This window comes from Actinokineospora sp. UTMC 2448 (assembly GCF_024760565.1).
In the GTDB taxonomy this organism is placed as follows: Bacteria; Actinomycetota; Actinomycetes; order Mycobacteriales; family Pseudonocardiaceae; genus Actinokineospora; species Actinokineospora fastidiosa.
This window is the reverse complement of the sequence record NZ_CP031087.1, coordinates 6,970,773-6,995,215: the sequence shown is the minus strand read 5'-3', so window position 1 is coordinate 6,995,215 and position 24,443 is coordinate 6,970,773. Positions and strand designations below refer to the sequence as shown.

The following is a 24,443-nucleotide window of genomic DNA, read 5'->3' as shown; positions in this document are numbered from 1 at the left end:
CGGGTCAAAGGTCGGCCCCGGCGGAGTCCGCGGCCTTGGCCTTGCGCAGCCTACGCACCACCCGCAGCCCCACCATCAGCACCAGCGCCCCCGCCGCGGTGCCGGTGACGATCAGGATGATGCTGCCGAACGAGGTCGAGTTCAGCTCCACCCGCGACGTCCCGCCCAGCTCGGTGCCGCTCTGCGTGGTCAGCCAGACGTTGACCACGAACCGGCCGGAGCGGGTCACCTCGGTCGGCAGGTAGCGCGGGATCGCGGCGTTGGCCGGGATCCGGACCAGCGTGTCCTCCTGCGGCCGCAGCCCGGGCGTCGTCCCGACGTTGATCTTCGCGAGGACCGCGACCGGCAGCTTGTTGGTGATGTAGACCGGCAGCGGGCTGTCCTTGGACGCCAGCGCCAGCGGCCTGCCCGGGTCGTTGACCGACACCTGGTCCAGCATGGTCTCCAGCCCGTCGGCGACCTGCGCGGCCGCCCGCCTGGCCTGCTCGGGGTCGACGCGCCACGCCGTGGACGCCGCGCGCGTCAGGCCGCGGCGCAGCGGGGCCATCAGGGCCTCCGGGGTGACCTGCTTGGCGTCGTCCTCGAACAGCACCCGGTCGATCAGCTCGCGCTGGACCCGGTCGGCCGCGCCGATGCGCGCGGTCACGGGCGCGGGGATCTCCTGGGCGGCGTCCTGGGCGGTGTACTCCAGCTCCGACGCGGTGCCGTTGGCCTCGCCCGCCACGAGCGCGGGCAGGGCGAGCGCGGTGGTGAAGCGCTGGGCGGAGAGCGCGCGGACGGTGCCGAGGAAGTCGGCCAGGTCCTCCGCGCTCGCCGCCCACCGCCGCGGCGGGACGGCCAGCACCGGCTCCGGCGTGGCCGCCAGGCCGCCGCGGAAGACCAGGGCGGCCAGGCCGTTCTGCACCGACGAGGTGGCCACGGCCGGGTCGGCGACCCGCAGCCGGGGTTCGAGCGACTGGGCGATCAGGCCGTCGTAGGGGATCGCGCGCAGGTTGGGGTCGAGGTCGAAGGGGGCGGAGCCGGTGGCGCCGGTCAGCCGGGTGTTGTCGACGAGCAGCGTGGTCGGGCGGATGGCGGCCAGGGCGGCGCGCGCCCGCTTGTCGAGCGTGCCGCCCGCTGGCCAGACCGCGCCGTCGACCGGGGTGGCGCCCAGCACCGACTCGACGACGTCGGTCGTGGTCCGGGGCCTGCCGCGCTCGTCGAAGGTGATGCCCGGCGCGTCGACGGCGAGCGCCTGTAGGGCGGTGGTGTCGGCGCGGGAGAGCGCGGCCAGGTCGGCGTCGGCGTAGGGCAGGGCGATGACGCACTGGCCCTGGGCGAGCTCGCGCAGCGTGGTCAGCCACAGGTCGGCGGTGGTGGCGCCGCGGCCGTCGACGAAACCGTCGCCGCTGCGGACCCGGTAGCCCTCCGTCATGGCCGAGACGGTGGCCAGCAGGTCGGGGTCGACGGCGAAGCACAGCGAGCGCAGGATCGCCGGGTCGCTCTCCGCCGCGGTGCGGACGGCGTCGAGCAGCGTGTAGAGCCGCCCGCCGACGGCCAGCGACGTCGCGAGGTCGTCGTCGACCAGCACGGCGGACCCGCCGCCGAGCGCGGTCTCGACCATGCGCGGCTCGTCGACCAGCGGCCAGACGACGGTCAGCGGCGTGGCCTTGGCAGGCGGTTCGACCCGGCCGCCGCCGGGCACGGACAGCACCGGGAGCAGCGTGCTCAGCGAGCCCAGCCGCTCGGTGGTGCCGAAGTCGGGCACGCCGTTGAGGTTCAGCGCGAGCGGGTACACGCCCGGCCGGTCGATCCCCAGGTCGCCGACGAGGTCGACGGTGACGTGGAAGTCCACGCTCGCCCCGCGCTCCAGCCTCGGGGTGACCTCCTCGAAGTCGGAGGTCTCGGCGGGCCGGTTGAGCGCCGAGGTCAGCGAGGGGTCGGTGATCGCCTCCCGCAGGCCGGTCTCGGTGCCGAGCACGTCGCCGCGCTGCACCCGCAGGTCGACCTCGGAGATGGCGCGGTCGCCGGTGTTGGTGAGCGTGCCGGTGACCGTCAGCGTCGACGCGGACGCCTGGACCACGCGCGGGGACAGCGTGTCGATCTCCACGCGTAGTCTGCTCGACTGCGCCTGGGCGGACGCCTCCACCGGGAACACGATCGCGGCCAGGGTCGCCAGTGCGGCCGCCACCGCGGCGGGGCCGCGGCGCAGGCGTGCGGTCACGGGGACTCTCCATGCGGGGACAGGTCCCGGTCGGGACCGAAGACGAGGGGCTGCTCGGAGAGTAGTTGGCGGGCTTTGCGGACCAAACGCCGCTCATCGGCGTACGCCAGGCGCGCGTCGAGGTCGGCGAGGTCCACCCAGGCCACCTCGCTCACCTCCACGTCCTCGTCCGACAGCTCGTAGGACCGCGCGAGCAGCAGGAAGTGGTGCACGGTCTTGTGCACGCGCTTCCTGCCGTCGGCGATGAACCAGTAGTCGATCGTGCCCAGCGGCCGGACGACCTCGCCGTCGATGCCGGTCTCCTCGGCGATCTCGCGGACCGCGGTCTGCTCGGGGGTCTCCCCCGCCTCGATGTGGCCCTTGGGCAGCGACCACAGCAGCCGTCCGCGCCGGTCCAGCCTGCCGATCAGGGCGACGCGGTCGCGGTCGGCGTCGAGGACCATGCCGCCCGCGGAGGTCTCGTCCACGGTGCGCAGCCTGCGCCCCCGGGACCGGCGCCCGGACCGGGCACCGCGAGACCTGCCGGACGACGGGGGCACCTCACCGATGGTAATGCGAATGGCGCAGTGCCGAGCCGGGCTTGGGACCGGTCCCGCGAGGCGCGCCTGCCAGGCCGGATACCCTCGACCCTTGTGTCAAGTTCCCCGGTCGCCCACTCCGAGCCCCTGATGGACCTGCTGCGCGCCAATCCCGTCGCCGACGACCTCGCGGCCCGCTTCGCCGCCGCGGGGCACCGGCTGTACCTGGTCGGCGGGAGCGTGCGCGACGCGCTGCTCGGGAGGCTGGGCACAGACCTGGACTTCACCACCGACGCGCGCCCCGAACAGGTGATGGCGCTGGTCAAGGGGTGGGCGGAGGCGGTCTGGGACACCGGCATCGCCTTCGGCACGGTCGGGGCGGCCAAGGCGGGCCAGACCTGCGAGATCACCACGTTCCGCGCCGACGCCTACGACCGCGTCTCGCGCAACCCCGAGGTCCGCTTCGGCGACACCATCGAGGGCGACCTGGTGCGCCGCGACTTCACGGTCAACGCGATGGCCATCGACTTGTCGACAAAGGAACTCATCGACCCGCACCACGGCCGGGCCGCCCTGGAGAACCGGGTGCTGGACACCCCGGCCACGCCGGAGGAGTCCTTCGCCGACGACCCGCTGCGCATGCTGCGGGCGGCGCGGTTCATCAGCCAGCTGTGCTTCGTCCCCGCGCCGCGCGTGGTGGCCGCGATGACGCAGATGAGCGCCGAGATCACCCGGATCACCGCCGAGCGGGTCCAGGTCGAGATCTCCAAGCTGCTCTGCGGCGACGACCCGCGCGGCGGCATCGAGCTGCTGGTCGACACCGGCCTCGCCGCGCACGTGCTGCCCGAGGTCCCGGCGCTGCGGCTGGAGATCGACGAGCACCACCAGCACAAGGACGTCTACGAGCACTCGCTCGTGGTGCTGGAGCAGGCAGTCGACCTCGAGGACGACGGCCCGGACCTGGTCCTGCGGCTGGCCGCGCTGCTGCACGACATCGGCAAGCCCGACACCCGCAGGCACCTGCCCGGCGGCGGGGTCAGCTTCCACCACCACGAGGTCGTGGGCGCCAAGATGGTCCGCAAGCGCTTGCGCGCCCTGCGGTACTCGAAGGAGATCATCGAGGACGTCGCCCGGCTGGTGTTCCTCCACCTGCGCTTCCACGGCTACGGCAAGGGCGAGTGGACCGACTCGGCCGTGCGCCGCTACGTCACCGACGCAGGCGACCTGCTGCCCCGGCTGCACAAGCTGGTCCGCGCCGACTGCACGACCCGCAACAAGCGCAAGGCCAACATGCTCCAGCGCACGTACGACGGCCTGGAGGAGCGCATCGCCCGGATCGCCGCCGAGGAGGACCTGGCGCGGGTGCGCCCGGACATCGACGGCAACGAGATCATGCGCCTGCTCGGCCTGCCCCCCGGCCCGCTGGTCGGCAAGGCGTGGCGGCACCTCAAGGAGCTGCGCCTCGACCAGGGCCCGCTCGACCACGACGACGCGATCGCCGCGCTGTACGCCTGGGCTGCCGAGCAGGGGCTAGAGGTGCCCGCGGCTGGCCAGGGCGAACCCGCCGAGGCCGAGCAGGTACACGACGGCGGCGGCGACGATCAGTCCCGGTGAGCCACCGTCCGGGGCGACCACCAGCGCGGCCAGCGCCAGCGAGACGACCTGGGTGACGTTGAACAGCGTGTCGTAGAGCGCGAACACCCGCCCTCGGCTCTCGTCGCCGATGTCGCGCTGCACGGCGGCGTCCACGCACAGCTTGACGACCTGCCCGACGAACGACACCGCGAACGCCGCGGCGAGCGTGGTCCACATCGTCATCGGCAGGCCGAGGGCGAGGACGGCGGCCGCGCCGACGACCATGCCCGCGCCCATCGTGCGGCGCCTGCCGACGGCGGCCACGATGCGCGCCGTGGTCATGCCCGCGACCAGCACGCCGAGGCCGAACAGCCCGGCGACCTGGCCGAGCCCGGCCATCCCGGCGTCGAACTCGAACCGGATGAGCAGCACGGTCAGCAGCAGGAGCACGCCGAACACCGCGCGGTGGGCCAGCAGGGCGACGAACCCGGCCAGCACGGTCGGGGTGCGCACGGCGACCCGTCCGCCGTCGAACAGGCCCCTGGCGACCGCCACCAGGGTCTGCGCGGGCTCGTCCACCGCGTCCGGCCCCAGGGCGTTGCGCGGGAACCGGCCCGCCACGACGGCGGCCACGACCGACCCGACGACGGCGACGGCAGTGGTCAGGCCGGAGCCGGTGTCGTCGTCGCCCAGCACGGCGCGCACGCCGACCGCGCAGCCCGCGCCGATCACCGCGATCACCGCGCCGAGCGTGGTGGCGATGGCGTTGGCCTCGACGAGGTTGCGCACGGGCACGACGTGCGGCAGCGACGCCGAGAGCCCGGAGCCGACGAACCGGCTGATCCCGACCACGACCAGAGCGAGGGTGAACAGCACCGTCCCGCTGCCGCCGCCGATCACGCAGACCGCGGTGACCAGGATCATCAGCCCGCGGAGCAGGTTGGCCGCGACCAGCACGCGGCGGCGGTCCCAGCGGTCCAGCAGCGCCCCGGCGAAGGGCCCGATGACCGAGTACGGCAGCAGCAGCGCGGCGAACCCGGCGGCGATGGCCAGCGGGTCGGCCTCGCGCTCGGGGTTGAACAGCACCGCGCCTGCCAGGCCCGCCTGGAACAGCCCGTCGCCCCACTGCGCGGCGAACCGGCTGAGCAGCAGCCTGCGGAACCCGGGGAAGGCGAGCATCCGCCGCGGACCGATGCGGTCGTGGTGGTGCTCATGGCCCTTGGGCGCGGCCTCCGTGCTCACAGGAAGCCAGCCTACGGGCAGGAACGGGCGGGCGGCTCCCAGCTGGGTAGCCGCCCGCCCGGCCGGCCGACGCCCGGTCGCCTCACGGCGGTTTGCGCAGAGTGGCTCCAGCCGAGCGGTATTCCACTAAGGCAGTTGTGGTTGAGCCCGGGGGACACGGTGGCGCCGACCGTCTTCTACAACGACCGAGGTGGTCGAGTTGTTCCCCGGCTCGGTCATGACGATTCGGCAACGGATGGGATCATGTCGGTCGTGTCGTCCGAGGTGTCCGTCGAGCCGGGAACGCTGCTGGTGGCCGCGCCGAGCCTGCTCGACCAGAACTTCCGCCGCACGGTGGTGTTCGTCATCGACCACCGCGGCGAGGGCACGCTGGGCGTCGTCCTCAACCGGCCCAGCGAGGTGCCCGTCGGCGAGGTGCTCCCGTCGTGGGGGCCACACGTGACCGATCCCGGGTCGGTCTTCGTCGGCGGCCCGGTGGAGCAGAAGACCGCGCTGTGCCTGGCCGCCATGCGCACGGGCGAGTCGGTGGACGGGGTGCACGGCCTGATCGGCGTACGCGGCCCGGTGGCGCTGGTCGACCTCGACGCCGACCCCGAGCCGCTGGTGCCGAAGCTGCGCGGCGTGCGGGTGTTCGCGGGCTACGCGGGCTGGGAGGTCGGCCAGCTCGCGGGCGAGATCGACCGCGGCGACTGGATCGTGGTCCCGGCCCTGCCCGCCGACGTCCTGGCCCCGCCCGGGCAGGACCTGTGGGGCCGCGTGCTGCGCCGCCAGGGCATGCCGCTGGCGCTGCTGGCCACCCATCCGGGTGACGTTCGGCAGAACTAGGCCTTCTGGAAGACGCCGCAGCCGCCGCACTGGCAGCCCTTGCAGCCCGCGGGCAGCTCCGGCTCCGGCTCGGGCACCGCGGCGGCGGCCCGGTGGCCGAGCACCCCGCCGCCCGCGGTCAGCACGACCAGGCCGACCAAGGCGAGCACGCAGGCCAGGACCGGGTTCGGCATGAGCCAGCCCGCGACCGCGCCGAGCACGCCGACGCCGCCAGCGACCGCGGTCGGCAGCCCGGCGACCTTGTTCCCGACCCGGAAGGTGTCCTCGTCGCGCAGCGTCGCCGCGGTCCGCACGCCCGCGAACCGGTTGCGCGGCAGCCGCTCGGTCAGACCGAGGAACCCGACGACGAGCAGGGCGAGGCCGGCCACCAGGGGCGCGAGCGGCAACAGAGTCACGGCACCGATGGTAGGTCGTGGGCCCGGTCACGTCGCAGGCCGCTGGACAGGCTGCGCTACCCTAGGGCCATGAGCACGGGTTACCTGCTCCTTAGTGGGCCGTGCTGACCGAACGTCTTCGGTGAGCACGGCGACCCTCCATGCCCGCGGGCTGGGGGGTTTTCGTTTGTCCAGAGCAGGACCCCACCTCGGGAGGATCTTCTGATGAGCGACGAGCCCGCCCACCGGTACACCGCGGCCATGGCCGGGGAGATCGAGCGCCGCTGGCAGGACCACTGGACCGAGCGCGGCACGTTCCACGCGCCGAACCCGGTCGGGAAGCTGGCCGGGCCCGTGCCCGAGGACAAGCTGTTCGTGCAGGACATGTTCCCGTACCCGTCCGGGGCGGGCCTGCACGTCGGGCACCCGCTGGGCTTCATCGGCACCGACGTCTACGCCCGCTACCACCGGATGAACGGGCGCAACGTCCTGCACACGATGGGCTTCGACGCCTTCGGCCTGCCCGCCGAGCAGTACGCCGTGCAGACCGGGCAGCACCCGCGCAAGACCACCGAGGACAACATCGAGACCTACCTGCGGCAGATCCGCAGGCTGGGCCTGGGCCACGACGACCGGCGGCGGATCTCCACGATCGACCCGGAGTACTACCGCTGGACCCAGTGGATCTTCCTGCAGATCTTCAACTCCTGGTACGACGACACCGTCGGCCGCGCCCGCCCGATCGCCGAGCTGGTCGCGCAGTTCGAGTCCGGCGAGCGCGCCACCCCGGACGGGCGGGCGTGGGCCGAGCTGTCGCACGCCGACCGGCAGGCGGTGCTGAACGAGCACCGGCTGGTGTACCTGTCGGACGCGCCGGTCAACTGGGTGCCCGGCCTGGGCACGGTGATCTCCAACGAGGAGGTCACCGCGGACGGGCGCTCCGAGCGCGGCAACTTCCCCGTGTTCCGCAAGAACCTGCGCCAGTGGATGATGCGGATCACCGCCTACTCCGACCGGCTGATCGACGACCTGGAGCGGCTGGACTGGCCGGAGAAGGTCAAGGCCATGCAGCGCAACTGGATCGGCCGCTCGCACGGCGCCCGCGTCCGGTTCGCCTGCGGCGGCGAGTCGATCGAGGTCTTCACCACCCGCCCCGACACGCTGTTCGGGGCCACCTACATGGTGCTGGCCCCGGAGCACCCGCTGGTCGACGTGATCGCCGCGCCCGCGTGGCCGTCCGAGGTGGACGGCCGGTGGACCGGCGGGGCGGACACCCCGGGCGAGGCGATCGCTGCCTACCGGCGCGCGGCGTCGATGAAGTCGGACCTGGACCGGCAGGAGAACAAGGACAAGACCGGCGTGTTCACCGGCGCGTACGCGGTGAACCCGGTCAACGGCGCGAGCATCCCGGTCTTCATCGCCGACTACGTGCTGATGGGCTACGGCACCGGCGCGATCATGGCGGTGCCCGGCCAGGACCAGCGCGACTGGGACTTCGCCACCGCGTTCGGCCTGCCGATCATCCGCACGGTGGCGCCGTCGGAGGGCTTCGACGGCGAGGCCTACACCGGCGACGGCCCGGCGATCAACTCCGGCTTCCTGGACGGCATGGACATCGCCGAGGCCAAGAAGGCGGTCATCGGCTGGCTGGAGGAGCACGGCCACGGCCGCGGCACCGTCCAGTACAAGCTGCGCGACTGGCTGTTCTCCCGCCAGCGCTACTGGGGCGAGCCGTTCCCGATCGTCTACGACGAGGCGGGCACGCCGATCGCGGTGCCCGAGTCGATGCTGCCGGTCGAGCTGCCCGAGGTCGACGACTACTCCCCCACGACCTACGACCCGGAGGACGCCGACACCGAGCCGTCGCCGCCGCTGTCGAAGGCGAACGGCTGGGTCGAGGTCGAGCTGGACCTGGGCGACGGCGTGCGGACCTACCGCCGCGACACCAACACGATGCCCAACTGGGCCGGTTCGTGCTGGTACCAGCTGCGGTACGTCGACCCGGCTGACGACGAGCGCTTCTGCGCGCCGGAGAACGAGCGCTACTGGCTGGGCCCGCGCCCGGAGCAGCACGGCGCCACCGACCCGGGCGGCGTCGACCTGTACGTCGGCGGCGTCGAGCACGCGGTGCTGCACCTGCTGTACGCGCGGTTCTGGCAGAAGGTCCTGTTCGACCTGGGCCACGTCTCCGGCGACGAGCCGTACCGGCGGCTGTTCAACCAGGGCTACATCCAGGCCTACGCCTACGCCGACGCGCGCGGGGTCTACGTCAACGCCGCCGAGGTCGAGGAGCGCGACGGCAGGTTCTTCCACGGGGACACCGAGGTGTTCCAGGAGTACGGGAAGATGGGCAAGAGCCTGAAGAACGTCGTCACGCCGGACGAGATGTGCGAGCTGTACGGCGCGGACACCTTCCGGCTGTACGAGATGTCGATGGGCCCGATGGACGTCTCCCGCCCCTGGGCGACCAAGGACGTCGTGGGCGCCCAGCGCTTCCTGCAGCGCCTGTGGCGCGCGATCATCGACGAGACGACGGGCGAGGTCCGCGTCGTCGACGGTGATGTCGACGAGCCCACCCTGCGCCTGCTGCACAAGACGATCGCGGGCGTGCACGAGGACTACTCGAACCTGCGCTACAACACCGCGGGCGCCAAGCTGATCGAGCTGACCAACCACATCACCAAGCACCACGGCGACGGCTGCCCCCGGCCGGTCGCCGAGGCGATGGTGCAGCTGCTGGCCCCGATGTGCCCGCACATCGCCGAGGAGCTGTGGTCGCGGCTGGGCCACCCCGAGTCCCTGGCCCACGGCCCGTTCCCCACGGCCGACCCGAGGTACCTGGTCGAGGACACCGCCGAGTACCCGATCCAGGTCAACGGCAAGGTCCGCGCCCGCGTCACCGTCCCGGCCTCGGCCACCCAGGAGGAGATCAAGACGGCGGCCCTGTCCGAGGAGAAGGTCGCCGCCCTGGTCGCCGACAAGACCCCCAAGAAGGTGATCGTCGTCCCGGGCAGGCTGGTCAACGTGGTGCTGTGACTAGGGCTTGAGGACGAGCCCCAGCACGGCGGCGGCCACCATCACCACGAGCGCGAGCGCGATGAGGGTGGTGGCCCTGCGGACCAGGCGGAATTTGCGGGAGGCCAGGCGGGAGACGGCGGCGAGGCGTTCGCCGTGCCAGGTCTCCTGGTCGCGGGCGCGGTCGGCGATGTGCTGCTTGACCTGCTTCGCCGTCATCGCGCCGTAGATGAGCAGCGGGCTGCCGTCCATGTGCGGGCGGATCGTCCACAGGAGCAGGAGGACCGCCGTGCCGAACAGGGCGGCGGCGACGGCCAGCGCGACGACGACGACCGGGTGCAGGCTGGTCTTGGCCAGCAACGTGAGCCCGGCGGTGATCGTGCTGAACACCGCGAGCAGCAGGCCCGCCTTGGTGTCCGTGCGGACCATCGCGCCGTCGGCGCGGTTGATCTCCTCCTGCATCAGCTCCGCGGGTGTCATCGTCGGTCCCCTCGCAGTTCGGCCGTTGTGGGGTAGGACGGCTGGGCGCCCGCGCGGGTTACCGAGATCGACGCCACACGGCAGGCGAACTCCGCGGCCGCGGCCAGAATGTCGCCCTCGGCGAGGCGGTGGGCGAGCGCGCCCGCGAACGCGTCGCCCGCGCCGGTCGTGTCGAGCGGGGTGACGCGCGGGGCGGGGACGCGCCGCACGCCGTCGGCGGTGATCACGTCCGCGCCGTCGGCTCCGCGGGTGACCACCGCGCTGCGGACGCCGAGATCGAGCAGGGGGCCGAAAGCGGCGGCCTCGTGCTGGTTGACGATCAGCGGGTCCAGCCCGGCGAGCGTCGCCGGGGACAGCGCGGCGACGGGCGAGAGGTTGACCACCGCCCGGACGCCGGAGGCCGCCGCCAGCGCGACGGCGTGCTCCACGACCGGGATCGGCACCTCCAGCGAGGCCACCAGGACGGCGGCCCCGGAGAGGTCGACATCGGCGGGCGTGAGGGCGGCGTTGGCGCCCGGGGAGACGACGATCGCGTTCTCGCCATCCCCCGTGACGGTGATGAACGCCGCCCCCGTCGGCCGGTCCGCGGTCCGCAGACGCCCGACGTCGACACCGGCCGTTGTCAACGACTCGCGCAGCAGCGCGCCGTGCGCGTCGTCCCCGACGGCCCCGACGAAGATCACCGAAGCGCCCAGCCGCGCCGCGGCGACGGCGGTGTTCGCACCCTTGCCGCCGGGCAGAACGCGCACGTCAGAGCCCAGGACCGTCTCCCCGCCGCCGGGCCGCCTCGGCACCGCGACGACGAGATCGGCGTTGGCCGAACCCAGGACGGCGACCACTGAACCCACCGCGACCTCCAGCCGTATACGGAAGTGAACGTGCGCAAGTGTGAACGAATGCGTAGTCGGATGGCTCCTGAGTGCCACAATTGACGTCACATGTCTCGCGGGCGGTGGAGATCGCCGTCCGTGCTCGACCCCAGGGCCGCAACCCTGGGCGCCGGTCAGGGCCAGGGGGCCACGGCCGGCACTGGTCACCGGCGTCGGTCGCGTAGCCCCCCGAGCGATCGGCGCCGGTGGCGCCTCTACACCCGTTCCAGCTCCCTGGGCGCCTCCACCTCGGACAGTCCGGCCCGCTCCTGCAGCCTGCGCAGGCCGCGCGGCGCCCACCAGGACGCGTCGCCGAGCAGCCGGAGCACGGCCGGGACCAGCAGCATCCGCACGACGGTGGCGTCGAGCAGCAGCGCCACGATCATGCCCGTGCCGATGAACCGCATGCTCGCCAGCGACGACATCGCGAACGCCCCGGTCACCACGCCCAGCAGCAGCGCGGCCGCGGTGATCATCCGACCGGTGCGCACGAGCCCGGTCCGCACGGCGTCCGGTGTGGACATCCCGTGCGCGCGGGCCTCGACCATGCGGGAGAGCAGGAACGTCTCGTAGTCGGTGGACAGCCCGAACACGACCGCGCCGATGAGCACCATCATCCCGGCCTGCGCCGGTTGCGGCGTGACGCCGAGGGCGTCGGCGAAGTGGCCCTGCTGGAAGACGAACACCAGCACGCCGAAGGTCGCCGACAGGCTCAGCGCGCTCATCACCACGGCCTTCACCGGCAGCAGGATCGAGCCGAACGCCAGGAACATCAGCACCAGCGTCGCGCCGACCAGGATCGCGATCATCCACGGCACCTGGGCGACGATGGCGTCGACGCTGTCGGCGACCATCGCCGGGAATCCGCCGACCAGCACCTCCGCGTCCGATGCGACCGCGCGCAGCCCGTCGACGGCGTCGCGCGCCTCGTCGGAGGACGACTCGCCCGCCAGCGGCGCGGAGAAGGCGAAGACGTCGCCGTTCGCGCCGGTGGGCACGACGTCGAGCACGCCGGGGACCTGCTTGCCCGCGGCGACGAACGCGGCGGCGTCGGCCTGGTCCGCCCCGCGCAGCACGATCTCGGCGGTGTTGTCGCCCGCGCCGGGGAAGTTGTCGGCGATCACCTCGGCGGTGACGCGGTTCGGGTCGCCGGGCGGGAGCTGCTTGACGTCGTAGCCGCCGAAGCGGACTTCGCCGAAGGGCAGCGCGAGCACGACGAGCACGGCGATGATCGGCGCGGCGAACCACACCGGCCGCCGCATCACCGCGTCGGCGACGCGGCCCAGCCAGCGGGGCTCGCCGGTGGGCGCGCGGCGCACGGCGAGCCTGTCGACGTTGCGGCCGAGGATCGCCAGCAGCGCGGGCAGCAGGGTCAGCGAGACGATCGCGGCGATCGCGACCGCGGACATGCCGCCGTAGGCCATGGACTTGAGGAAGTCCATCGGGAACACCAGCAGCCCGGACAGGGCGATGACCAGCAGCGTCGCCGAGAACGCGACCGTGCGCCCGGCCGTGGCGACGGTCCGGCGCACCGCTTCGCGCGGCTCGGCCCCGCCCGCGAGCTCCTCGCGGAACCGGCCGACGATGAACAGGCCGTAGTCGATCGCCATGCCGAGGCCGAGCAGCGTGGCGACGTTGACGGCGAAGTTGTTGACCTCCAGGCCCAGGCTCAGCGCGCGCAGCACGCCCAGCGCGCCGAAGATCGACAGGCCGCCGACGAGCACCGGAAGGGCCGCGGCGACCGCGCTGCCGAAGATGAACAGGAGCAGGACCAGGGTCACCGGCAGCGAGATCGCCTCGGCGATGACGAGGTCGGCGTTGGACCGGTCGGTCATCGCCTGCTCGGTCGGCGCCTGGCCGCCGACGCGGGTCTCGATGCCCTCGACGGTGAGCTGGTCCGCGATCGCCTGGTAGTTGGCCTGGCGGCTGTCGTAGTCCTCGCCCGTCAAGGTGATCGTGGCGAGGGCGAGCGTGCGGTCGCCGCTGATCAGCGTGGGGGCCTGGGTGCTCCAGTAGTCGACGCGCTGGGCGACCCGCTCCGGCGGGAGGCCGTTGAGCGCCTGCGTGACCCGGGCGGCCATGTCCGGGTCGTCGACCGTCCGGCCCGCTGGCGCGGTGTAGACCACGACGACATCGGCCGGGCGCTGGCCGAGCGCGTCCTGCATGATCCGGCTCACCTGCGCCGACTGGCTGCCGGGGTCCTCGTAGCCGCCCTGGGTGAGCTTGTCGAAGACGCCCAGACCCCATAAGCCGCCCGTCACCGTGACCACGAGGACGGCGACCAGCACCACCCACCGCCTCCGGTGCACCAGCGCGCCCCACCTCGCGAACATCTCCGCCGTCCTCCCGCCAGTGGTCATCCCGCGCGCCACCGACTACGGTGCGATAAACACGGGAATTGCCGTAAACGCCGTTTACTTGGTACCCACCGTACGGGTGAGTAAACGGTGTTCACAAGAGCTCGGAGTGACGCATGACGCAGGCCACACGCCGCGCGGACACCGATCGGGCGATCCGCGCCCAGGCCCGTGCGCTCCTCGTGCGCGACGGCCCGCAAGCGGTCACCCTGCGGGCGATCGCCCGCGAGATGGGCATCACCGCGCCCGCGCTGTACCGGTACTATGCCTCCCACGACGACCTCATCGAGCACCTGCGCGCCGACGTCTGCGAGGACCTGGCCGGGGAGCTGGCGCGGGACCTGGCCGAGCTGTCCGAGGACGACCGCACGGGTCAGGTCATGGCCGTCTGCCGCGGCTTCCGCCGCTGGGCGCTGGCCCACCCGCAGGAGTTCGTCCTGGTCTTCGCCTCGCCGTCGGAGGCGACGTCGAACTGCCCGGCCGGGCCCAACGGCGCCGACGTGCCGATGGACTCCTTCGGCCGGATCTTCCTGTCCGTCGCGGGCGGCGTGCTCGCCTCCGGCCCGCTGGTCGTGCCCCAGGACCGCGACGTGCCGCCGTCGCTGGCTGCCGACCTGACCGCGTTCCGGGGCGAGCTGCTGCGGGTGATCGCCGAGTCCGGGGTCGAGGTCCCGGAGGAGCGGCTGGGCCTGGGGACGGCCTACGTGATGCTGCAGGCGTGGGTCCGGCTGTACGGGCAGGTCGCGCTGGAGGTCTTCGGCCAGTTCCCGTTCCCGGTGACCGACCCGGAGCCGCTGTTCGAGTCGATGCTCGCCGACCTGCTGCGCGAGGTCGGCCTAGGCGAGGACGGCTTTCACGAATAGGTCGGCGACCGCCCGCCCGTAGTCGGCCATGTCCAGGCCCTCCGCGGACCGCTCGGTCGCGCCGTCGATCGCCGAGCGGACGCACTGGGCGGTGACGGTGACGTCGATGTCGCCGAACACGCCCTCGGTCTTGCCCTGGGCCAGCTGGCGCTCCAGCCTGCCCACGCGGAAGTCGCGCAGCACCGGCGCGAAGTCGGCGACGTGCCTGCCGACCTCGACGATGGTCCTGGCGTAGGCCGGGTGCAGGCGCAGCAGGTCCACCTGGGACTCGATGTACCCGCGCAGCATCGCCACCCGGTCCGTCGTGCCCGCCAGCCGGGCGGCCATCAGCTCGTCGGCCCGGCCGATGGTCGTGGTCAGCAGCGTCATCAGCAGTTCGTTCTTGTCCTTGAAGTGGTAGGACACCAGCCGGGTGCTGCTCAGCCCGGCCTCCTCGGTGATCCGCTTGAAGGTGCACTGCGCGAACCCGTGCTCGCCGATGATCGCGATCGCCGTCCGGGCGATCTGCTCCCTGCGGTCTGTTACCTGCATGAGTAACAGAGTAACTCGGCTGAGTAAATCAGGCCAGGGTCGCGGCCTCGCGCAGCGCCTGGCGGACCGCGGCGATCAGCGGGTGGTTCTCCCGGCCCCGCCGCACGGCCGCGAAGACGCGGCGGGTGGGCGGGTCCCCCGCGACCGGAACGCCCCCGCGCGCTGCCGTCCTCGGGATCAGCGCGACGCCCACCCCGGCCGCGACCAGCGCGGCCTCGGCGGCGAAGTCGTCGGAGGTGTGGGTGATCCGGGGCGCGAACCCGGCGTGCTCGCAGGCCAGCAGGACCACGTCGCGGCACGGGTTCCCGGCCGACGGCGCGACCCAGTCGTCCTCGGCGAGGTCGGGCAGCGCCACCGCCCGCCCGGCCAGCCGGTGCCCCGGCGGCAGCACGGCGTCGAACGGCTCGGCGTAGAGCCGGTCCCTGGCGATCCGGCTGTCGTCGGCGGGCGCCCGGTACTCCTCGGTGACCGCGATGTCGATCTCCCCGTCGAGCACCATCGGCAGGCTCTCCTGCCCCTCGGCGTCGCAGACCACGACGGTGATCCCCGGCGCCCGCTCCCGCAGCAGGGCCAGCGCGGGCGCCACCACCTGCACGATCGCCGAGGCGAACGCGGCCACCCGCACCTTGCCCAGCTGGCCGGAGGCGTGCTCGGCCAGCCGGGCCTCGGCCCGGTCCAGCTCGGCGAGCACGGCGTTGGCGTGCTCGACCAGCAGCTCCCCGGCCGCGGTCAGCCAGACCCTGCGGCCCTTGCGCCGCAGCAGCTCCTGGCCTGCCTCGGCCTCCAGGGCGGCCAACTGCTGCGACACGGCGGAGGGCGTCAGGTGCAACGCCCTCCCGGCCGCGGTCACGGTCCCGTGGTCGGCCAGCGCCCGCAGCACCCGCAGCCTTCGGGGGTCGATCATCTGCTGGTCCGCTGGTCGGGCATAGCGCCAGAACCTAGCCCAGCTTCTCCCGGGCCGCGACGAAGGCGTCGACGGCGCGGTTGACGTCCTCGGTGGAGTGGGCGGCCGACATCTGGGTGCGGATGCGCGCCTTGCCGTGCGGGACGACCGGGTAGGAGAAGCCGATCACGTAGACGCCCTGCTCCAGCAGCAGGTCGGCCAGCCGCGCGGCGCGGGCGGCGTCGCCGATCATCACCGGGATGATCGGGTGCTCGCCGGGCAGCAGGTCGAAGCCCGCCTCGGTCATGCGGGAGCGGAACAGGGCGGCGTTGGCGCGCAGCCGGGTCAGCAGCTCGGCGGAGGAGTCGAGCATGTCCAGGCAGGCCAGGCTCGCCGCGGTGATCGAGGGCGCCAGGGAGTTGGAGAACAGGTACGGGCGCGAGCGCTGCCGCAGGATCTCCACGATCTCCGCGCGCGCGGAGACATAGCCGCCGCTGGCGCCGCCGAGCGCCTTGCCGAGGGTGCCGGTGTAGATGTCGACGCGGTCGCCGACGCCGAAGTGCTCGGGGGTGCCCCGGCCGGTGGCGCCCATGAAGCCGACGGCGTGCGAGTCGTCGACCATGACCAGGGCGTCGTGGCGCTCGGCGAGGTCGCAGATCTCGTCCAGCGGCGCGAGGTAGCCGTCCATGGAGAAGACGCCGTCGGTGGCGATGAGGCGGTAGCGGGCGTCCTTGGCCTCGACCAGGCGCGCCTCCAGGTCGGCCATGTCGCGGTTGCGGTAGCGCAGGCGGCGGGCCTTGGACAGCCGGATGCCGTCGATGATCGACGCGTGGTTGAGCTCGTCGGAGATGACGGCGTCCTCCGCGCCCAGCAGGGTCTCGAACAGCCCGCCGTTGGCGTCGAAGCAGGAGCTGTAGAGGATCGTGTCGTCGGTGCCGAGGAACTCCGAGATGCGCGCCTCCAGCTTCTTGTGCGGGGCCTGGGTGCCGCAGATGAAGCGGACCGACGCCATGCCGAAGCCCCACTCGTCCAGGGCGTTCTTGGCGGCCTCGATGAGGGTCGGGTGGTCGGCGAGGCCGAGGTAGTTGTTGGCGCAGAAGTTCAGCACCGGCTCGTCGCCCGCGACGGTCACCGAGGCGCGCTGGGGGCTGGTGATCACGCGCTCGGCCTTGTAGAGGCCGTCTGCCCGGATCTGGTCGAGGGTCGTGCGGAGGTTCTCGCGCATCGCGCCGAACATTCAGCTCTCCCAATCCATGATGACCTTGCCGCTGTGCCCGCCGCGGGCGGTGTCGAACGCGGCGGCGTGCTCGGTGTAGTGGTAGCGGTGGGTGATGACGGGGGTGAGGTCCAGCCCGGCCTGCAGCAGGACGGACATGGCGTACCAGGTCTCGAACATCTCGCGGCCGTAGATGCCCTTGATCGTCAGCATCTTGAGCACGACGGTGCTGAAGTCGACGGAGATCTCCCGCGAGGGCAGGCCGAGCATGGCGATGCGGCCGCCGTGGGTCATGTTCGCGATCATCTCGCGCAGCGCGGAGGGCTGCCCGCTCATCTCCATGCCGACGTCGAAGCCCTCGGTCATCTCCAGCCGGTCGTACACGTCGGCGATGGCGGAGTGGCTGACGTCGAGGGCGACGTCCACGCCGAGCTTGGCGGCCAGCGCCAGCCGGGGCTCGCTGACGTCGGTGATGACGACGTGCCGCGCGCCCGCGTGCTTGGCCACCGCGGCGGCCATCAGCCCGATCGGGCCTGCGCCGGTGATCAGCACGTCCTCCCCGAGCACCGGGAACGACAGCGCGGTGTGCACGGCGTTGCCGAACGGGTCGAAGATCGCCGCGACGTCGAGGTCGACCGGATGGCCGTGCACCCAGGCGTTCTGCTCGGGCAGGACGACGTACTCGGCGAACGCGCCGTCGACGTGCACGCCGAGCCCGATGGTGTTGGCGCAGAGGTGGCGGCGGCCAGCGCGGCAGTTGCGGCACGTGCCGCACACGATGTGCCCCTCGCCGCTGACCAGGTCGCCGGGTTTGACCCGGGTGACCGCCGCGCCGACCTCGACCACCTCGCCGACGAACTCGTGCCCGACGACCAGCGGGGCCTTGATGGTCCGCGCCGCCCAGTCGTCCCAGGTGTCGATGTGCAGGTCGGTGCCGCAGATGCCGGTGCGCTTGACGCGCAGCAGCACCTCGCCGGGGCCGGGCCGGGGGTCCGGCACGTCGGCCAGTTCGAGCCCGGGGCCCGGGGCGCCTTTGACCAGAGCCTTCACGCTTGTCCTCCACGGGGTGTCTACCCGCGGAGTGTGGACCCGTGGCGCTGTGCGGTCCATCTGGAGTTTCTGCAGTGCTTGTTCAGCGTTCCTGCACAGGCGGCACGACCAGCCGGACCGTCCGGCCCGCGAAGTCGACGACGGTGCGCGGCGGGCCGTTGTCGCCGATCTCGTCGCGCATCATCAGGGAGTGCTGCTTGCGGTCCTGGTCGACCCGGCGGCTGGCCTGCAGCACCCCGGCGAAGTCCTCCAGCGCGGCCGCCGAGACCGGCAGACCGGCGCGCTTGCGCCGCCAGGGCAGGGTCTTCCCGAACGCCTCGACGGAGACGACGATGACGAGCAGGACGACGAGCCCGGGGATCGTCAGCGCCAGCAGCCAGCCCATGACCGGACAACGGCGGGCGCGGTCGCCCGGTTCCCGGCTAGCTCTCCCAGCTGACCTTCCACGGCCTGCGGACCACCATGTTCCCGATCCGCACGTACTTCGGCTTGCGCAGCGTCAGTGAGCCCGCCGTCACCGAGCCGGTCACCACGAACCGGGGCGTGCCCGCGCCCGCTGCCGTCTTGTTCGTGACGCTGCCCGCGATCACGTTCACCTCGTCGGCCAGCACCGACGCACCGTCCGGCAGCAGCAGCTCGACCGCCCCGCCCGCGAGGTCGACCTCGACGTGCACCTCGGCGTGCTGGATCACCGCGTCGGTGAAGTCCAGCTCGGTCGAGCCCATCCGGTTGTAGATCCGCATGGACCGCGGGACCACCCACCGCCCGTCGCGCTTGGTCGAGGACATCGTGTTGCGGAACTCCACCGGCCTGGTCGAGGCCGGACCGGAGTCCGTGTGCGTGATGCCCGGGAGGTCCACGAGCACCGCGTTCAGCTCCGCGCGCGTGCGCGAGGCCAGCGCCGTGTCGGTCCGCCGGGTGAACTCGTCGAGGTCGAGCAGCCCCCGGCCGATGGCCTTCTGCAGCACGGTGACGACGTGTTCGCGCTCGGCGTCCGACACGCGCAGGTCGCGGGGATTGATGGGCGCTGGGTGCATAAGCCAAGGCTACTGCGGAGGCTCCTGGTCAAGCCCGTGTTCGATCGCATAGCGCGCCAGCTCGACGCGGTTGTGCAGCTGCAGTTTCCGCAGCGTCGACTGGACGTGGTTCTCCACCGTCCGGTGCGACAGCACCAGCCGCTCGGCGATCTTGCGCGCGGTCAGCCCCTTGGCCACCAGGCGCAGGACCTCGGTCTCGCGGTCGGTCAGGCGCGGGCTGTCGTCCGGCGGCCCGGCCGCCATCCGCCGGTACTCGCCCAGCACGAGCCCGGCCAGTCCCGGGGTGAAGACGGCGTCGCCCGCCGCCGTGCGCCGCACGGCGTCGACCAGCTCCTCCGCCGACGCCGACTTCACCAGGTACCCCGACGCCCCGGCCTTCACCGCCTCCAGGACGTCGCTGTGCTCGCCGCTGGCCGAGAGCACCAGCACGCGCACCTCGGGGGCCTCCGCGGTGATCCGCGCGATGGCGGGCACCCCGGACTCGCCCGCCAGGTTGAGGTCCATCAGCACGACCTGCGGCCGGACCGTCGCCGCGATCCGCACCGCGGAGTCCGCGTCGCGCGCGGTGGCGCGCACGTCGAAGCCGCGCTCGGTCAGATCGCGGGCCACGCCGTCGCGCCACATCGGATGGTCGTCGACGACCATGACGGTGATGCTCACCCGCTCCCCCGCTTCCCGGTCCGGCGCGGCACCCGCACCTCCCACTCGGTGCCCTCGTCGGGCGCGGTGTCCAGTGTGACGGTTCCGCCCAGTTCGGCCACGCGCCCCCGGATCGAGCGGGCCACGCCCATCCGGCCCTGCGCGGCCGCCTCGGCCAGCCGCGCCGCCGGGATGCCCACGCCGTCGTCGCGGATGCTCAGCACCACCTCGCCGCCCAGGTCCTCCAGCAGCACCCAGGCCCGCGCGGCCGCGCCCGCGTGCCGCTCGACGTTGGCCAGCGCCTCCCGCACCAGGTTGCTCAGCTCGGCGGCGACCTCGCCGGAGAGCACCACCGGCGTCGCGGGCACCGACACCTGCACCCGGTCGGTGGCCAGCACCTGCAGCATGCCCCGCAGGTCGACCTCCTCAGCGCCGGAGTCCAGCGGCGCGGCGGCCACCAGCGCGCGCAGCGCGATCTCCTGCCTGCCCGCCAGCTCGGCCAGCTCGGCGGCCTCCCCGCCCAGCTCGCGGCCCCGCTTGCCGACCCTGGCCAGCACCTGCAGCACGCCGTCGTGGATGGACCGCGCCAGCCGCTCGCGCTCCGCGGTCGCCGCCTCCACGCGCAACGCGCGCTCCAGCCGCTCCGCCGAGCGCCGCGACGTCGTGGCCGCCAGGCCCAGCACGAACCCGACGCCGACGAGCAGCACCATGTCCCTGGTCAGGTCGGTGTCCACATAGCCGCGGACCGCGTAGTTGAGCAGCCCGACCACCGCGCCGAACGCGGTCCCGCCGACCGTCCCGCCGCGGACCGCGCCCACCGCCACCACAGCCGTCACCCACACCGTCGTCACCAGCGGCACGACCTCGACGCGCAACTGGTGGGCGGTCAGCACCAGCGGCGACAGCGCCATGATCCCGCAGCACACCGCGAGATCGACGGCGGTGAACCAGGCCGACGGCCGGGGCCGCAGGTAGTACCACGACGTCGCCGCCGTCCAGCAGGCCATCAGCCCGATCGTCGCCCAGGCCAGCGCCGTGTCCGCGTACTCGCCGTGGTGGGCGGCCACCACGCCCGCGGCGAAGCCGAGCGTGATGATCCGCAGCAGGACCGCCGCCCGCCACAGCGGGGTGAGGGGGTCCTTGCGGCTCATGTCCCGGGCACCACGCCGTCCTCGGCCCCGGGCACCGATCCGGTGTCGTCGAGGACGTCGACCTCGTCGGGCTCGGTCTCGTCGTGCGCCAGCAGGGAGCGGATGCCCGCGTTGAGCACGGCCAGCAGCGGCACCGACAGCAGCGCGCCCGCGATCCCGGCGGCCACCAGGCCCACCGCGATGGCCAGCACGACCGCCAGCGGGTGCAGCTTGACCGCCCGGCCGAGCAGCCACGGCTGCAGCACGTGGCTCTCGATCTGCATCACGCCCACCACGATCGCCAGCACCACCAGCGCGGGCACGAAGCCCTGCGCGACCAACGCGACCAGCACCGCGACCGTGCCCGCGATGAGCGCGCCGATGATCGGGATGAACGCGGTGAGGAACACCAGCGCGGCCAGCGGCACGAACAGCGGCACGTCCATGATCCACAGGCCGATGCCGATGCCGACCGCGTCGAAGATCGCCACGGCGGCCGTCGCGCGCACGTAGCTCACCAGCGAGGAGAACCCGCGCCGCCCGGCCACGTCGACCCGGTCGCGCACCGGGGCGGGCACGCCGCGCACGGTGAAGCGCCAGATCGCCTCGCCGTCGTAGAGGAAGAAGATCAGCACGAACACGGTCAGCAGCAGTCCGGTGAGGACCTCGCCGATGGTGGCCGCCGTCGTGATCGCCCCCGAGGTGATCTGCGTCTGGTTGGCCTTGATCGTGTCGATGACCGTGTCGAGGTAGCCCTGCAGTTGGTCCTGGCGCAGGTGCAGCGGCCCGTGGACCAGCCAGTCCTTGATCGTCTCCAGGCTCTCGTTCACCTGCTGCTGAAGGTCGGGCAGGCCGGTGGTGAACTCGGTGATCACGAAGGTCAGCACGCCGCCGACGACGGCGATGCCGCCGACCAGCACGATCGCCGTGGCCAGCCCGCGCGGCACCCGGTACTCCACCAGCTTCGCCACGCCCGGGGCCATCAGCGCGGCCAGCAGCAGCGCGATCGCGATCGGGATCACCACGTGGCCGAAGTAGCCCATCAGCCAGATCACCACGTACAGCGCGCCGATGACCACCAGGAAGCGCCAGGAGAGCGCGGCCCCCACGCGCAGGCCCTGCGGGACGAGCGGGGTGACGTCAGGGAGGGGTTTCCTCGGGAGGTTCCTGCGGCCCGCGACGCGGTGACGGTTCATCGGTGTTCCCCAATCATCGCCGACACGGTATCGGCCGAATCACGTCGGACGCGACGAATTCTCTGATCTCATGGGACCCGTGTCCGAGTATGTGTCGTACGTCCCCCTCAGCGGTCTGACCGAGACCGAGCGCGAGGTCCTCGACGCCTTCGGCACCGGCTTCCGGCTCGACCTCGGCGGCCGCCGCGTCCGGGGGCAGGTCCTGGCCGGGATGCTGACCGGCGCCTACCCGCTCGGCGAGGGCGCGATGCCCGCGCTGCGCCTCGACGACGCCCGCGTCACCGGCCGGTTCGACCTCGAGGGGCGCACGGTCGAGACGGTGATCACACTGCGCGGCTGCGTCTTCGAGCGCACCCCCGCGCTGCGCATGGCCCGGCTCGTCTCGCTGCACCTGCGCGGCTGCCAGGCGCCCGGGCTGCGCGCCCGCAACCTGCGCGTGGCCAGCGACCTCGTCCTGGAGGACGGCTTCACCTGCAAGGGCGCGCTCGACCTGACCGACGCCACCGTCGACGGCTCGCTGCGCATGATCGGCGCGACTCTGCGCCACCCCGGCGCGGGCGCGCTGCTCGGCGCCCGGCTGCGCGTGTCCGGCTCGGTCCAGGCGACCTCGCTGCGCGCCGAGGGCGAGGTCCGGCTGCGCGGCGCGCACATCGGCGGCAGCGTGCACCTGACCGGCGCGCGGCTCTCCCACCCCGATGGCGACGCGCTGGAGGCGTCCGGCCTGGTCGTCGAGGGCAACCTCTTCTGCGACAGCACGGTCCGCACCCACTTCGACAGCGCGGGTGTGGTCCGGCTGACCGGCGCGCGCATCGGCGGCGACGCCGTGTTCTCCGGCGCGCAGCTGCATGACGGCGTGCGCGACAAGGCAGTTCTCGTGGTCCCGCACGGCAAGGCCGCCGACCGCACCGTCCTCGACGGCGATCGGCTGCGCGTGGAAGGCGACGTCAAGCTCGACGCCGGGTTCACCGCACTGGGCTCGGTCGCCGTCCGGGGCGCGCGCATCGGCGGCCATCTGCTGCTCTCCGGGGCGCGCATCGGGGACCCGTCGGTGGTCGCCGAGTTGTCAGCGTGCTTCAGCGCGGCGCGCGCCGTGGAGCGGGTGCCGGTCGCGCTGCTGGCCGACGGCATCGAGATCGGCGGCGACGTCGACGCGCGCGGCGGCGACTGGTTGGGCCGTGACACCGACGGTGATCCGCACGGCGCGCTGCGCGCGTACGGGCAGGTGCGGCTGGTGGACGCCACCGTGCACGGCAGCGCGAGCCTGTCCCGCGCCCGGCTCTACGGTCCCGCGATCGACGTCCTGTTCGCCGACCGGCTGCGCGTCGGCGGCACGCTGTTCCTGCGCAAGGTGCGCGTCAGCGGGTCGGTGCGGCTGCAGAACGCCACCATCGGGTCCAGTTTGGACTGCTCGGGCGCGCGCCTGCACAAGCCGAGGCTCCGGCCCAACGGCACGGTCAAGCCGTCGCTGGACGCGCGCGTGGCGACCATCGGCAAGGACCTGTTGTGCAGCCGGGGGTTCCAGGCCATCGGCGGCGTGCGGGTGCGGCTGGTCGAGGTCGAGAAGATGGTCAGCTTCGCGGGCGCCCGCCTGGGCGGGCGCACCCATCCCGACCACCACCGCACGGACAAGGCGCTGTCGGCCTACGGCCTCACCGCGCATGAGCTGGTGCTCGTGTTCCCGGAGCGCTGTCCGCCGAGGGGAGCGGTGATCCTGACCCGGGCGCGGGTCGTGTCCGTGACCGACGGCCCGGCGCTGTGGGCGGCGACCGGCGGCGTGGACATCGAGGACTTCGCCTTCGAGGCCATCTCCGCGCAGCCGGAGGTGCCCGTGCGCACGCGGTTGGCGTGGCTGCGCGCGGTGCAGCCGGACTTCGCGCCGGGACCGTACGAACAGCTCGCCGCCGTGTACTCCGACGGCGGCGAGGAGGAGCTGGCGCAGAAGGTCCTCCTTGAGCGCCAACGCCGCCGCTACGCCGAACTGCACATCGCCGGACGGATCTGGGGCAAGCTCCAGCACGTCACCGTCGGCTTCGGATACCGGCCGTGGCTGGCGATGCTGTGGCTGCTGCTGTTCTGGCTGGTGGGCACGTTCTGGTTCTCCTTCAACGTGATGGAGCGCCTGGACTCCGACCAGAACCCGGTGTGGAACCCGCCGCTGCTGGCCACCGACCTGCTGCTGCCCATCATCGATCTGGGGCAGGACAACAAGTGGCGCATGGTCGGGCCGTCGCAGTGGGTCTCCGGCGGGCTGATCGCCGCGGGCTGGATCCTGGCCACCACCGCCGCGACGGGCGCGACCCGCGTGCTGAAGCGGAACTGAGCCGCCCACCTGCGCCGTGCGCGGAACGTGATCTGTGGAAACACGCTGTGTTGGTCACACGATCAGGTGGGCATTCCCGATCACACGTGCATAACGGCCCGCCCGGATGAAAGTGTCTGC

General features: G+C 72.7%; 21 protein-coding genes. 5 read left to right on the top strand and 16 right to left on the bottom strand.

All coding sequences use genetic code 11. The features are described 5' to 3' along the window. Positions 1-4: 4 nt before the first annotated feature. Positions 5-2,203, bottom strand: coding sequence for a DUF6049 family protein (locus Actkin_RS32415; protein ID WP_258905364.1), 2,199 nt, complete (start codon positions 2,201-2,203; stop codon positions 5-7). After that, the gene (locus Actkin_RS32410) at positions 2,200-2,742 is read right to left on the bottom strand and encodes an NUDIX hydrolase (protein WP_189209031.1); all 543 of its coding nucleotides are present in this window, start codon (positions 2,740-2,742) and stop codon (positions 2,200-2,202) included. Before Actkin_RS32410 ends, Actkin_RS32415 begins: the two co-directional genes overlap by 4 nt. A gap of 129 nt (positions 2,743-2,871) precedes the next feature. On the opposite strand from Actkin_RS32410, the gene Actkin_RS32405 reads away from it, so the two are divergent. Then, entirely contained in the window at positions 2,872-4,335 is a 1,464-nt protein-coding gene (locus Actkin_RS32405) for a CCA tRNA nucleotidyltransferase (protein WP_258908078.1), read from the top strand. Here the strand turns inward: Actkin_RS32405 and Actkin_RS32400 are convergent. Continuing rightward, a complete protein-coding gene (locus Actkin_RS32400) occupies positions 4,252-5,475 on the bottom strand; it encodes an MFS transporter (protein WP_258908077.1) in 1,224 nt (407 codons plus the stop codon). The two genes, Actkin_RS32405 and Actkin_RS32400, sit on opposite strands and share 84 nt — an antisense overlap. A 306-nt stretch (positions 5,476-5,781) precedes the next feature. Between Actkin_RS32400 and Actkin_RS32395 the strand changes: the two genes are divergently transcribed. Then, on the top strand, positions 5,782-6,363 hold the full coding sequence (locus Actkin_RS32395) for a YqgE/AlgH family protein (RefSeq protein ID WP_189209032.1): 582 nt from the start codon (positions 5,782-5,784) through the stop codon (positions 6,361-6,363). Here the strand turns inward: Actkin_RS32395 and Actkin_RS32390 are convergent. Further along, on the bottom strand, positions 6,360-6,758 hold the full coding sequence (locus Actkin_RS32390) for an SdpI family protein (RefSeq protein WP_189209033.1): 399 nt from the start codon (positions 6,756-6,758) through the stop codon (positions 6,360-6,362). The two genes, Actkin_RS32395 and Actkin_RS32390, sit on opposite strands and share 4 nt — an antisense overlap. 204 nt (positions 6,759-6,962) lie before the next feature. On the opposite strand from Actkin_RS32390, the gene leuS reads away from it, so the two are divergent. Continuing rightward, positions 6,963-9,773: a leucine--tRNA ligase gene (leuS, locus tag Actkin_RS32385; RefSeq protein WP_258905363.1), complete on the top strand. Its 2,811-nt coding sequence runs from the start codon at positions 6,963-6,965 to the stop codon at positions 9,771-9,773. Here leuS and Actkin_RS32380 read toward each other — a convergent pair whose 3' ends face one another. The 3 genes from Actkin_RS32380 to Actkin_RS32370 all read right to left on the bottom strand — a co-directional run bounded on the left by Actkin_RS32380 (position 9,774) and on the right by Actkin_RS32370 (position 13,434). Further along, positions 9,774-10,232 carry a Pycsar system effector family protein gene (locus tag Actkin_RS32380; RefSeq protein ID WP_189209037.1) on the bottom strand — a complete coding sequence of 153 codons (459 nt, stop codon included), beginning with the start codon at positions 10,230-10,232 and terminating at the stop codon, positions 9,774-9,776. Beyond that, positions 10,229-11,080 carry a ribokinase gene (locus Actkin_RS32375; protein ID WP_258905362.1) on the bottom strand — a complete coding sequence of 284 codons (852 nt, stop codon included), beginning with the start codon at positions 11,078-11,080 and terminating at the stop codon, positions 10,229-10,231. Before Actkin_RS32375 ends, Actkin_RS32380 begins: the two co-directional genes overlap by 4 nt. 236 nt (positions 11,081-11,316) lie before the next feature. After that, complete coding sequence (locus tag Actkin_RS32370; protein ID WP_258905361.1) at positions 11,317-13,434, bottom strand: MMPL family transporter; 2,118 nt, start codon at positions 13,432-13,434, stop codon at positions 11,317-11,319. 140 nt (positions 13,435-13,574) lie between these two features. On the opposite strand from Actkin_RS32370, the gene Actkin_RS32365 reads away from it, so the two are divergent. Then, entirely contained in the window at positions 13,575-14,321 is a 747-nt protein-coding gene (locus Actkin_RS32365) for a TetR/AcrR family transcriptional regulator (RefSeq protein ID WP_258905360.1), read from the top strand. Here the strand turns inward: Actkin_RS32365 and Actkin_RS32360 are convergent. The 9 genes from Actkin_RS32360 to Actkin_RS32320 all read right to left on the bottom strand — a co-directional run bounded on the left by Actkin_RS32360 (position 14,295) and on the right by Actkin_RS32320 (position 22,003). Next, a complete protein-coding gene (locus Actkin_RS32360; protein ID WP_258905359.1) occupies positions 14,295-14,852 on the bottom strand; it encodes a TetR/AcrR family transcriptional regulator in 558 nt (185 codons plus the stop codon). The two genes, Actkin_RS32365 and Actkin_RS32360, sit on opposite strands and share 27 nt — an antisense overlap. A 28-nt stretch (positions 14,853-14,880) precedes the next feature. Beyond that, complete coding sequence (locus Actkin_RS32355) at positions 14,881-15,756, bottom strand: LysR family transcriptional regulator (RefSeq protein ID WP_189209042.1); 876 nt, start codon at positions 15,754-15,756, stop codon at positions 14,881-14,883. A 34-nt stretch (positions 15,757-15,790) separates the two neighbouring features. Then, positions 15,791-16,972, bottom strand: a complete 1,182-nt coding sequence (locus tag Actkin_RS32350; protein WP_258905358.1) for a glycine C-acetyltransferase — start codon at positions 16,970-16,972, stop codon at positions 15,791-15,793. Further along, positions 16,973-18,001, bottom strand: a complete 1,029-nt coding sequence (tdh, locus tag Actkin_RS32345; RefSeq protein ID WP_189209044.1) for an L-threonine 3-dehydrogenase — start codon at positions 17,999-18,001, stop codon at positions 16,973-16,975. Positions 18,002-18,083: 82 nt separating this feature from the next. Next, entirely contained in the window at positions 18,084-18,386 is a 303-nt protein-coding gene (locus Actkin_RS32340; RefSeq protein ID WP_258905357.1) for a DUF6191 domain-containing protein, read from the bottom strand. Between the two features lie 37 nt (positions 18,387-18,423). Next, positions 18,424-19,038 carry a DUF1707 SHOCT-like domain-containing protein gene (locus tag Actkin_RS32335; protein ID WP_258905356.1) on the bottom strand — a complete coding sequence of 205 codons (615 nt, stop codon included), beginning with the start codon at positions 19,036-19,038 and terminating at the stop codon, positions 18,424-18,426. 9 nt (positions 19,039-19,047) lie between these two features. Continuing rightward, on the bottom strand, positions 19,048-19,683 hold the full coding sequence (locus Actkin_RS32330) for a response regulator (RefSeq protein WP_189210061.1): 636 nt from the start codon (positions 19,681-19,683) through the stop codon (positions 19,048-19,050). An 11-nt stretch (positions 19,684-19,694) separates the two neighbouring features. Continuing rightward, complete coding sequence (gene macS, locus Actkin_RS32325) at positions 19,695-20,828, bottom strand: MacS family sensor histidine kinase (protein WP_258905355.1); 1,134 nt, start codon at positions 20,826-20,828, stop codon at positions 19,695-19,697. Further along, positions 20,825-22,003, bottom strand: a complete 1,179-nt coding sequence (locus Actkin_RS32320) for an AI-2E family transporter (protein WP_189209048.1) — start codon at positions 22,001-22,003, stop codon at positions 20,825-20,827. Before Actkin_RS32320 ends, macS begins: the two co-directional genes overlap by 4 nt. Positions 22,004-22,082: 79 nt before the next feature. Between Actkin_RS32320 and Actkin_RS32315 the strand changes: the two genes are divergently transcribed. Further along, a complete protein-coding gene (locus Actkin_RS32315; RefSeq protein ID WP_396122914.1) occupies positions 22,083-24,323 on the top strand; it encodes a translocation/assembly module TamB domain-containing protein in 2,241 nt (746 codons plus the stop codon). The last annotated feature ends 120 nt before the right edge of the window (positions 24,324-24,443 follow it).